Source organism: Streptomyces sp. NPDC050263 (assembly GCF_040655955.1).
Lineage (GTDB): Bacteria > Actinomycetota > Actinomycetes > Streptomycetales > Streptomycetaceae > Streptomyces.
This window is the reverse complement of the sequence record NZ_JBFAKW010000212.1, coordinates 1-8,978: the sequence shown is the minus strand read 5'-3', so window position 1 is coordinate 8,978 and position 8,978 is coordinate 1. Positions and strand designations below refer to the sequence as shown.

Here is an 8,978-nt window from a genome sequence, read left to right as displayed (position 1 = left end):
GCTGGTCGCCCGCCCCGTCTTGTTGGTTCTCCCGGGGCGCCTGGGGCGCCCGCGCGTGGGGGCTCTCGTTCCGCCGGCGGTGGGGGGCCCCCCCCCGCCCAGGGGTGCCGGCGCCACGGCGTCTCTGCGCCCTCAACGGGAACTGGTTTCCGTGGCAGGGTGGAGCGGGCAAGCCACAGGGGGCCAACAGAAGAGGGGGAACTGTGACCGTCGTCTGGATCAACGGCGCGTTCGGTGCGGGGAAGACAACCACCGCACGGGAATTGATCGACCTGATCCCGAACAGCACGCTCTTCGACCCCGAGGTCATCGGCGGAGCGCTCCCGTACCTGCTGCCGGCCAAGCGCCTGGCAGAGGTCGGCGACTTCCAGGATCTGCCGATCTGGCGCCGGCTCGTGATCGACACGGCCGCCGCGCTCCTCGCCGAGCTGGGCGGCACCCTCGTCGTCCCCATGACCCTGCTGCGCCAGGAGTACCGCGACGAGATCTTCGGCGGTTTCGCCGCCCGCCGCATCGCCGTCCGGCACGTCCTCCTCGCTCCGGCGGAAACGATCCTGCGCGAGCGAATAGCCAACCGGGAGGTCCCTTTGGACCTCCCCGACGGCGAGATGCGGATCCGTCAGTGGTCCTACGACCACATCGAGCCGTACCACGCCGCCCTCGCCTCCTGGCTCACCGCCGACGCCCACCCCGTCGACAACGGAGCCCTCACCCCGCAGCAGACGGCCGTCCGGATCGCCGAGGCCGTCGGCAGCGGGGCCGTGTCCGCGTGCGACATCGTGCAGACCCCCGAGCCCACCGCGGAGACGGTGGCCGCCGGGGTGCTGCTCTTCGACGAGCAGGACCGGGTGCTGCTCGTCGACCCGACGTACAAGCCCGGCTGGGAGTTCCCGGGCGGCGTGGTGGAGCCCGGCGAGGCGCCCGCGCGCGCGGGCGTGCGCGAGGTGGAGGAGGAGACCGGGATCCGGCTCGCGGACGTGCCCAGGCTCCTGGTCGTCGACTGGGAGCGCCCGGTGGCTCCCGCCTACGGCGGACTGCGGCTGCTCTTCGACGGCGGCCGGCTCGACTCCGCGGCCGTGGCGGGGCTGCTGCTGCCCGGCCCCGAACTGAGGGCCTGGCGCTTCGTCACGGAGGAGGAGGCGGCCGATCTCCTGCCGCCGGTCCGCTACGAGCGGCTGCGCTGCGCGCTGCGGGCCCGCGAGCGCGGGGCCGCGCTCTACCTGGAGGCGGGCGTCCCGCGCGGGTGAGCGCCGCCACGAGCGCCGTGGCTACCAGGGGAGGAGCGGGCGCACCGTCTCCGCCGGGAAGGGGATGGACCGGCTCTCCTCCCGGAACCGTCGCTCGAACTCCTCCATCACGACGCCGACCGGGGCATGCCGGCCGACGAGGGCGGCGGCGCCGTCCGGGACGGCCTCGGGGCGCAGGCCTTCGGCGCACGCGCGCAGGAAGGCCTCGCGCTCCTCACCCCGGTACCCGTACAGGTCGGTGACCAGCCACCTCGCCAAGTAGCCGCTGGTGTAGGCACGGTCGTAGTCGCGGTGCCGGTCGAGGAACGCCCGCTCCGGCGGCGTGAGCCGGAACCCGGCGGCGAGCGCCAGTCCGTGATCGGCGAGGTACAGACGCCGGCCGTCGGTGAGGACGTTGCGGAAGTGGACGTCGAAGTGCAGCAGCCCCCGGTCCCGGAGGAAGCCCGTCAGGGCCGGCAACTCCCGCTCCACCAGGGCGCACGCGGCGTCCGCGCCGTCGGTCCGCAGCCGGGCGCCCAGCCAGTCGTGCAGGGTGGACGGGACGTACTCCAGGAACAGCGTCAGGCTCGCCGACGCCGAGCGCAGCCCCTCCACGCGCGCGTGCAGGCCCGGGCCGCCGTCCCAGTACGCCACCGCCCGGTCCACGTCGGCCAGTTGCGCCGGGAGCGGCCGGGGCCCGTCGGGCAGCACCCGCCAGTGGTACGTCAGCGGGAAGCCCGGGAACCGGCCGGACAGCACCCACTGCGTGGTCATCGTGTTCACGGCCAGCTCCCGCCACGCCCCGAAGCCGGGGCTGCCGACGTCCCCTATGCCGTAGTGGCAGAAGGACGGCATGTCGAAGACGTTCGCGGTGGACCTCGCGTGTTCGGGCCGCCGCTCGGCGTCCGTCAACCGGATCCGCTTCACGAAGACCGGCCGCCCGGCCACCTCCACCCGCCGCACCTGGCCGCCGATCCCGGCGCCCATGAGCACACCGGAGTCCACCAGGGCGGTGAGTTCGGCGTCGCTCAGCAGGCCGAGGGAACGGGCGACGGCCCGGTGGGCGGTGCGGCGCTCCTGCATCGTCACCGTCCGAGGCGGGCGGCGCGGCTCAGTTCGCCGCGTAGTTGCGCAGGAACAGCGCCTCCGCCACCGACAGCCGCTCCAGCTCCTGCGGGGACACGCTCTCGTCGACCGCGTGGATCTGCGCCTCCGGCTCGCTGAGGCCGATGAGGAGGATCTCCGCGCGCGGGTAGAGCGCGGCCAGCGTGTTGCACAGCGGGATGGAGCCGCCCTGACCCGCGTACTGCATCTCCTGGCCGGGGTAGGCCACCGCCATCGCCTCGGCCATCGCCGCGTACGCCGGGCTGGTGGTGTCCGCGCTGAACGGCTGGCCCTGGCCGATCTGCTCGGTGCTCACGCGCGCGCCCCACGGCGTGTGCGCCTCCAGATGGGCCTCGAGCAGCTTCGTGGCCGCGGCCGCGTCCATGCCCGGCGGCACCCGCAGGCTGATCAGCGCGCGGGCGCTCGCCTGCACCGACGGCGTGGCGCCGACGACCGGCGGGCAGTCGATGCCGAGGACGGTCACGGCCGGGCGCGCCCAGATGCGGTCGGCCACCGTGCCGGAGCCGATCAGGCCCACGCCGTCCAGCACCTTGGCGTCCTGGCGGAACTGCGCCTCGTCGTACTTCAGGCCTTCCCAGCGGCAGTCGGCGGTGAGGCCGTCGACGGTCGTGGAACCGTCCTCGGCGCGCAGCGAGTCCAGGACGCGGATCAGCGCGCCCAGCGCGTCGGGAGCGGCCCCGCCGAACTGGCCGGAGTGCAGGTTGCCCTCCAGGGTGTCGATTCGCACCCGCATCATGGTCATGCCCCGCAGGGTGGACGTGACCGTCGGCAGCCCGACCCGGAAGTTGCCCGCGTCGCCGATGACGATCGTGTCGGCCGTGAGCAGCTCGGGGTGTTCCTCCGCGTACCGCTCCAGACCGCCCGTGCCCTGCTCCTCGGAGCCCTCGGCGATCACCTTGACGTTGACCGGGACGCCGCCGTTCGCCTTCAGGGCGCGCAGCGCGAGCAGGTGCATGATGACGCCGCCCTTGCAGTCGGCGCTGCCGCGGCCGTACCAGCGGCCGTCGCGCTCGGTCAGCTCGAAGGGCGGGCTGGTCCAGGCGGCTTCGTCCAGCGGCGGCTGCACGTCGTAGTGGGCGTAGAGCAGGACCGTCCTGGCGCCGGCCGGGCCGGGCAGGTAGCCGTAGACCGACTGGGTGCCGTCGGGCGTGTCGAGCAGGGCCACGTCCTCGAAGCCCTCGGCGCGCAGCGCGTCCGCGACCCAGTCGGCGGCCGCCTCGCTCTCGCTCCTGGGGAACTGGTCGAAGTCCGCCACCGACTTGAACGCCACCAGCTCGGTGAGTTCCGCCCGGGCCCTGGGCATCAGGGAGGCGACGGTCTCGGCGACCGGATTCGACGACATGGGCACGCTCCTTGTGGGTGCGACGTTGTACGGGGTGGCACTGGTCCGTTCGGGGGACCGTGCGAGCGTACGCGCTGCCGGGATGTGGTCGCGCGCACGCCGCCGATCCTCCCACAGCGGACTGTCATCGGACCGTGACGATCTCCGCCGTAGGATGCGGGGGACAGGTGCGGCAGGCGGCTTGATCGGGAGCAGTAGACCATCGTGAGCAGCGAGAACTCTTCGGCGGACGACGTGCGGCAGGTGTGGGATGTCGTCGTGGTGGGCGCGGGACCCGCGGGGGCCTCGGCCGCCTACGCGGCGGCGGTCACGGGGCGGCGCGTACTGCTGCTCGAGAAGGCGGAGCTGCCCCGCTACAAGACGTGCGGCGGCGGCATCATCGGACCCTCGCGCGATGCGCTGCCGCCAGGCTTCGAGCTGCCCTTCCGTGATCGCGTGCACGCGATCACCTTCTCCAACAACGGGCGCTTCACCCGCACCCGCCGCTCCCGGCAGATGCTGTTCGGGCTGATCAACCGGCCCGAGTTCGACCAGCAGCTCGTCGAGCACGCCCAGAAGGCGGGCGCCGAGCTGCGCACGGGCGTCACCGTGCAGCGGGTCGAGCAGCACGGCTCGGCGGTGCCGGACCGGCGCACGGTCGCGGTCCTCCTCCAGGGCGGCGAGACGGTGCTCGCGCGGGCGGTGGTCGGCTCCGACGGCAGCGCGAGCCGGATAGGGGCGCATGTCGGCGTGAAGCTCGACCAGGTGGATCTCGGCCTGGAGGCGGAGATCCCGGTGCCGGAGACGGTCGCCGAGGACTGGAAGGGGCGCGTCCTCATCGACTGGGGGCCGATGCCCGGCAGTTACGGCTGGGTCTTCCCCAAGGGAGACACGCTGACCGTGGGCGTGATCTCGGCGCGCGGCGAAGGCGCGGCCACCAAGCGGTACCTGGAGGACTTCATCGGGCGGCTCGGCCTGGCCGGGTTCGAGCCGAGCATCTCGTCCGGCCATCTGACCCGCTGCCGCGCGGACGACTCACCGCTCTCGCGCGGTCGGGTGCTGGTCTGCGGGGACGCGGCGGGTCTGCTGGAGCCGTGGACCCGCGAGGGCATCTCCTTCGCCCTGCGCTCGGGCCGGCTCGCCGGTGAGTGGGCGGTCCGGATCGCCGAGGCGCACGACGCGGTGGACGCCCGACGCCAGGCGCTGAACTACGCCTTCGCGATCAAGGCGGGCCTCGGTGTGGAGATGAGCGTCGGCAAGCGGCTGCTCACCGTCTTCGAGCGCCGGCCCGGGCTCTTCCACGCGGCCCTCACCGGTTTCCGCCCGGCCTGGCGGGCGTTCACCGACATCACGCGCGGCCGGACGACCCTGGGCGAGCTCGTGCGCACACATCCGATGGCCCAGCGGGCGCTGACCGCGATGGACCGGCGTCAGACGCCCCAGGTGTCGGCGACGGCGCCCGCGCCGGAGGCCGAGGAGAGCGGTTCCTGACCGGAGGTGCGTGCCCGTGATCACCGTCGGCCGGTGACGGTGATCCGGAACACCGGGTGGTCAGGGGCGATCCGGCGCATCTCGGCGTCGGGGGAGTCGGGGCCGACCCCGTTGAAGAAGACGCCGACCTCGGCCTTCCAGCGCTTGAGGTAGGCGCGCAGCAACGGCGTCTTGTCGTCGTCCGCGATCTCGATCGCCGTGAACTCCTCCACGTGCTTGCCGAGGTGGAGTTCGCCGCCGCCCGCCGCGCGCATGTTGTGCGTCCACTGGACGTGACCGCGCGGCGCGATCAGGTACTGCTGCCCGTCGACCGTCAGCAGGTTGACGGGGGTGGTGCGCCACTCGCCGCTCTTGCGGCCACGGACCGCCAGGACCCGGGAGCCCCACACGCTGAGCCCGCGTCGGGTCAGCCAGGCCACTGCGCGGTTGAGGACGTTGACGGTGAACCAGCCGGGTTTCTGCACGTGGGCTTGGGTGGACATGGGTACTGCCTCCTGTTTCCGGGCGAGTTCCTGGGCGAAAGTGTGAGCACTGCTCTCGCTCGGGTCGAGTCTGCCCGAGAGCGGCGATCAAAAGCAAGAGCGGTGCTCTCTTTTTTGTTCGCCGCTCTTGATTGTGTGCACTGATCCGGTCTCGTGGGACACTGACCACCATGAGCAGCACCGTTCGTGGGGCGCGCGCCCGAGCCAGGATCGAAGTCACCACCGCCATCAAGGAGGAGGCCGGCAGACAGCTCGCCTCCGAGGGCGCGGCCAAACTCTCGCTGCGGGCCGTGGCCCGTGAGCTCGGCATGGCCTCCTCCGCGCTGTACCGGTACTTCCCGAGCCGTGACGACCTGCTCACCGCACTCATCATCGACGCCTACGACTCGCTCGGCGAGAGCGCGGAGACCGCGCACGCGGCCGTCGCCGACGCCGCTCCCGTCGACCGCTGGGTCGCGGTCGGCGAGGCGGTGCGCGGCTGGGCGCTGGCGCATCCGCACGAATACGCGCTGATCTACGGCTCGCCGGTGCCCGGTTACCGCGCGCCCGCGACGACCGTCCGGGCCGCCGCCCGCGTCGGTCTCCTCCTCATCGACATCGTCCGCGACGCACACCAGGCACACGCGCTGGAGGTGCCGCTCCTCACGGACGAGCTGGTGCCCGAGGCGGTGCGGATGGCGTCGGATCTCGCGCCCGACCTCCCGCCGGGAGCGGTCGCCGCACTCATCGCCGCCTGGGCCCAGCTGTACGGACTGGTCGGCTTCGAACTGTTCGGCCAGTTCAACCGGCTCGTGGAGGACCGCGAGCCGTTCTTCCGGCACGCGGTCACCCGACTCGCCCACGAGGCGGGTCTGCGCCAGGGCCTGTCCGGCGAGGGAGCCCACTGGTCGGGGGTGCCGCGCGGTGGTGGAGGCGATGGACGCGGGCGAGTGCGGCGCGTACTTCCGGGGGAGCAGCGCTGATCACCTCGTCCGGCGGACGTCCGGCGGGGGTGGCGGCGTCTAGCGTGGCGGACATGGACGAAGAGCAGGTGCGCGGGCGCGGCGGCCCGGGGCAGTGGTGGCGGCACGGGCCACCGCCCCGGCTGCGCCGCTGGGAGGGGGCGGAGCCCGACGCGGCGCGATGGCCCTGGGGTTCCACCGTGCTGATCACCGTGTTCGTGCTCGTCGGCTCGACCTTCGCGTCCCACGCGCAGGAGGGCGAGCGGGCCTCGCTCGACGTCTTCGCGCGCGTGCTGCTCGTCGTCGCCTCCGGGCTGCTGCTGTGGCGGCGACGGCGACCGGTGGCCGTGGTGTTCGGCACCGCGGCCGCAGCCGCGATCTACCTCGGCGCCGGCTACGCCTACGGGCCGGTCTTCCTGACCGTGGCGGTGGCCTGCTTCGCCGCCGTCGTCGCCGGACACCGCCGCGCCGCCTGGACGGCCCTGGGGATGCTGTGGGCCGTGCATCTGCTGGTCGCGCACTGGCTGTACCGGTGGCTGCCGCCCGCCGGCGACGACCCTGCCCCGTTCGGGCAGGAGATCGTCGTCGCCGGATGGGTCCTGGCGATCGTGGCGATCGCGGAGCTGGCCCGGAGCCGGCACGAGCAGTGGGCCCGTGAGCGGGCCGAACGCGCTCAGGCCGCCCGGCGGCGCGCCGACGAGGAGCGGCTGCGCATCGCCCGTGAACTGCACGACGTCCTCGCCCACAGCCTCTCGGTCGTCAACGTGCAGGCGGGCGTCGGCCTGGCGCTGCTCGACGCCGACCCGGAGCAGGCGCGCACCGCGCTCACCACCATCAAGTCCGCCAGCAAGGAAGCGCTCGGCGAGGTGCGCCAGGTGCTCGACACCCTCCGCGCGCCCGGGGACGTGCCGCGTGCGCCCGCCCCCGGCCTGGACCGGCTGCCCGAGCTGGTGGAACAGGCGGCGCGCGCGGGCCTCACGGTCGATGTGACCGGCTTGCCGCCGCGGTTGCCGCCGCACACGGACCTCGCCGCGTTCCGTATCGTCCAGGAGGCCCTCACCAACGTCGTACGGCACTCGGGCTCGCGCCACGCGCGCGTGCGGCTCGAGCCGGCCGGCGCGACGCTACGGCTGCGGATCGACGACGACGGACCGGCGACCGGCGCCGACGCGGGCGGCAGCGGCAACGGTCTCGCCGGAATGCGGGAGCGGGCCGCGGCTCTGGGTGGCACGATCGAGGCGGGCCCGCGGCCCGACGGCGGCTTCCGGGTGCTCGCCGTACTGCCGGTGAAGGCCGAGGCCGAGGAGGACGACCGGTGATCCGCGTACTGCTCGCAGACGACCAGTCGTTGGTCCGCGCGGGGTTCAGGGCGCTGCTAGACGCGCAGCCGGACATCGAGGTGGCCGGGGAGGCCGCCGACGGGCGGGAAGCGGTGCGCGCGGTGCGTGAACTGCGCCCGGACGTCGTCCTGATGGACATCCGGATGCCTCTCCTCGACGGACTCGCCGCCACCCGCCGGATCACCGGCGACGAGGCGCTCGCGCAGGTCAGGGTGGTCATGCTCACCACCTTCGAACTCGACGAGTACGTCTTCGAGGCGATCCGCTCGGGCGCTTCCGGCTTTCTGGTCAAGGACACCGAGCCGGACGAACTCCTGCGCGCCGTACGGGCGGTGGTCGCCGGCGACGCGCTCCTCTCGCCCGGGGTGACGCGCCGCCTCATCGCCGAGTTCGCCGCCCGCTCCAAGGAGCCCGCGACGGGCGACGCGTTGGGCCGGCTCACGGAGCGGGAGCGGGAGGTGATGGCGCTGGTCGGAATCGGTCTGTCCAACGACGAGATCGCCCGCCGACTGGTCGTCAGCCCGCTCACCGCCAAGACCCACGTCAGCCGCACCATGGTGAAGCTGGGCGCGCGGGACCGGGCCCAACTGGTCGTGCTGGCCTACGAGTCGGGGTTGGTCCGGCCGGGCTGGTTGGGCTGAGGGTCCGTACGGAGGCGGGGCTCGGCACGGAGGCGTGCGTCCGTGCGGAAGCGGAGCAGTACGGAGATCACCCGGGCCAGGAACAGCACGGGCGCGAGCGCGAGTCCCGCGCGCAGCGACAACTTCTCGGCCATGTGCGGCAGTTCGAACAGCAGCGCCGGTCCCGCGAGCGCCCCGAAGAGCACCGCCGCCGCGAACGCCGCGCTGAACAACGCGTATCCGATCTCGACGGTGATCGCGTCCCGTTCGGCCTGACCGCGCCGTCCCCCGTAACCGTGGTGGCTGCTCATACGGCAAGTCTCACAGGCGTGCGCCCGGCGGGGCAATCGCCCCCGCCGAGCGCACCGCTTCGAGGAGCCCCTAGGGGGCTTCTGATGGATCTCCGCGGCGTCGCGACGCCCGGCACGCACT

Annotated in this window: 9 protein-coding genes; 5 read left to right on the top strand and 4 right to left on the bottom strand. The window is 73.2% G+C overall.

Annotation, left to right across the window (positions count from 1 at the left end; all coding sequences use genetic code 11):
• The first annotated feature begins 203 nt into the window (after positions 1–203).
• Positions 204–1,247, top strand: a complete 1,044-nt coding sequence (locus AB0J04_RS44390) for an NUDIX domain-containing protein (protein ID WP_363174411.1) — start codon at positions 204–206, stop codon at positions 1,245–1,247.
• Positions 1,248–1,268: 21 nt separating this feature from the next.
• Here the strand turns inward: AB0J04_RS44390 and AB0J04_RS44385 are convergent, their stop codons facing one another.
• Both AB0J04_RS44385 and AB0J04_RS44380 read right to left on the bottom strand, forming a co-directional pair.
• Positions 1,269–2,309 carry a protein kinase family protein gene (locus AB0J04_RS44385; protein WP_363174412.1) on the bottom strand — a complete coding sequence of 347 codons (1,041 nt, stop codon included), beginning with the start codon at positions 2,307–2,309 and terminating at the stop codon, positions 1,269–1,271.
• A gap of 28 nt (positions 2,310–2,337) precedes the next feature.
• Complete coding sequence (locus AB0J04_RS44380) at positions 2,338–3,693, bottom strand: dipeptidase (RefSeq protein WP_363174410.1); 1,356 nt, start codon at positions 3,691–3,693, stop codon at positions 2,338–2,340.
• 204 nt (positions 3,694–3,897) lie between these two features.
• On the opposite strand from AB0J04_RS44380, the gene AB0J04_RS44375 reads away from it, so the two are divergent.
• Positions 3,898–5,163, top strand: a complete 1,266-nt coding sequence (locus tag AB0J04_RS44375; protein ID WP_363174409.1) for a geranylgeranyl reductase family protein — start codon at positions 3,898–3,900, stop codon at positions 5,161–5,163.
• A 20-nt stretch (positions 5,164–5,183) separates the two neighbouring features.
• Here the strand turns inward: AB0J04_RS44375 and AB0J04_RS44370 are convergent, their stop codons facing one another.
• Positions 5,184–5,645, bottom strand: coding sequence for a nitroreductase family deazaflavin-dependent oxidoreductase (locus tag AB0J04_RS44370; RefSeq protein WP_363174408.1), 462 nt, complete (start codon positions 5,643–5,645; stop codon positions 5,184–5,186).
• Between the two features lie 170 nt (positions 5,646–5,815).
• Between AB0J04_RS44370 and AB0J04_RS44365 the strand changes: the two genes are divergently transcribed.
• Genes AB0J04_RS44365 through AB0J04_RS44355 form a run of 3 tightly spaced genes read left to right on the top strand, consistent with a single transcriptional unit; the run spans position 5,816 to position 8,567 of the window.
• A complete protein-coding gene (locus AB0J04_RS44365) occupies positions 5,816–6,607 on the top strand; it encodes a TetR/AcrR family transcriptional regulator (protein WP_363174407.1) in 792 nt (263 codons plus the stop codon).
• 53 nt (positions 6,608–6,660) lie between these two features.
• Positions 6,661–7,905 carry a sensor histidine kinase gene (locus tag AB0J04_RS44360; RefSeq protein WP_363174406.1) on the top strand — a complete coding sequence of 415 codons (1,245 nt, stop codon included), beginning with the start codon at positions 6,661–6,663 and terminating at the stop codon, positions 7,903–7,905.
• Positions 7,902–8,567, top strand: coding sequence for a response regulator transcription factor (locus tag AB0J04_RS44355; protein WP_363174405.1), 666 nt, complete (start codon positions 7,902–7,904; stop codon positions 8,565–8,567). The genes AB0J04_RS44360 and AB0J04_RS44355 overlap by 4 nt, the downstream gene beginning before the upstream one ends.
• Here AB0J04_RS44355 and AB0J04_RS44350 read toward each other — a convergent pair.
• Positions 8,528–8,857: a DUF6332 family protein gene (locus AB0J04_RS44350; protein ID WP_363174404.1), complete on the bottom strand. Its 330-nt coding sequence runs from the start codon at positions 8,855–8,857 to the stop codon at positions 8,528–8,530. The two genes, AB0J04_RS44355 and AB0J04_RS44350, sit on opposite strands and share 40 nt — an antisense overlap.
• Positions 8,858–8,978 lie beyond the last annotated feature (121 nt).

Coding starts and splice junctions, on each gene's coding strand:
- AB0J04_RS44360 (WP_363174406.1), top strand. CDS start 6,661: ATGGACGAAGAGCAGGTGCGCGGGCGCGGCGGCCCGGGGCAGTGGTGG.
- AB0J04_RS44380 (WP_363174410.1), bottom strand. CDS start 3,693: ATGTCGTCGAATCCGGTCGCCGAGACCGTCGCCTCCCTGATGCCCAGG.
- AB0J04_RS44365 (WP_363174407.1), top strand. CDS start 5,816: ATGAGCAGCACCGTTCGTGGGGCGCGCGCCCGAGCCAGGATCGAAGTC.
- AB0J04_RS44350 (WP_363174404.1), bottom strand. CDS start 8,857: ATGAGCAGCCACCACGGTTACGGGGGACGGCGCGGTCAGGCCGAACGG.
- AB0J04_RS44370 (WP_363174408.1), bottom strand. CDS start 5,645: ATGTCCACCCAAGCCCACGTGCAGAAACCCGGCTGGTTCACCGTCAAC.
- AB0J04_RS44385 (WP_363174412.1), bottom strand. CDS start 2,309: ATGCAGGAGCGCCGCACCGCCCACCGGGCCGTCGCCCGTTCCCTCGGC.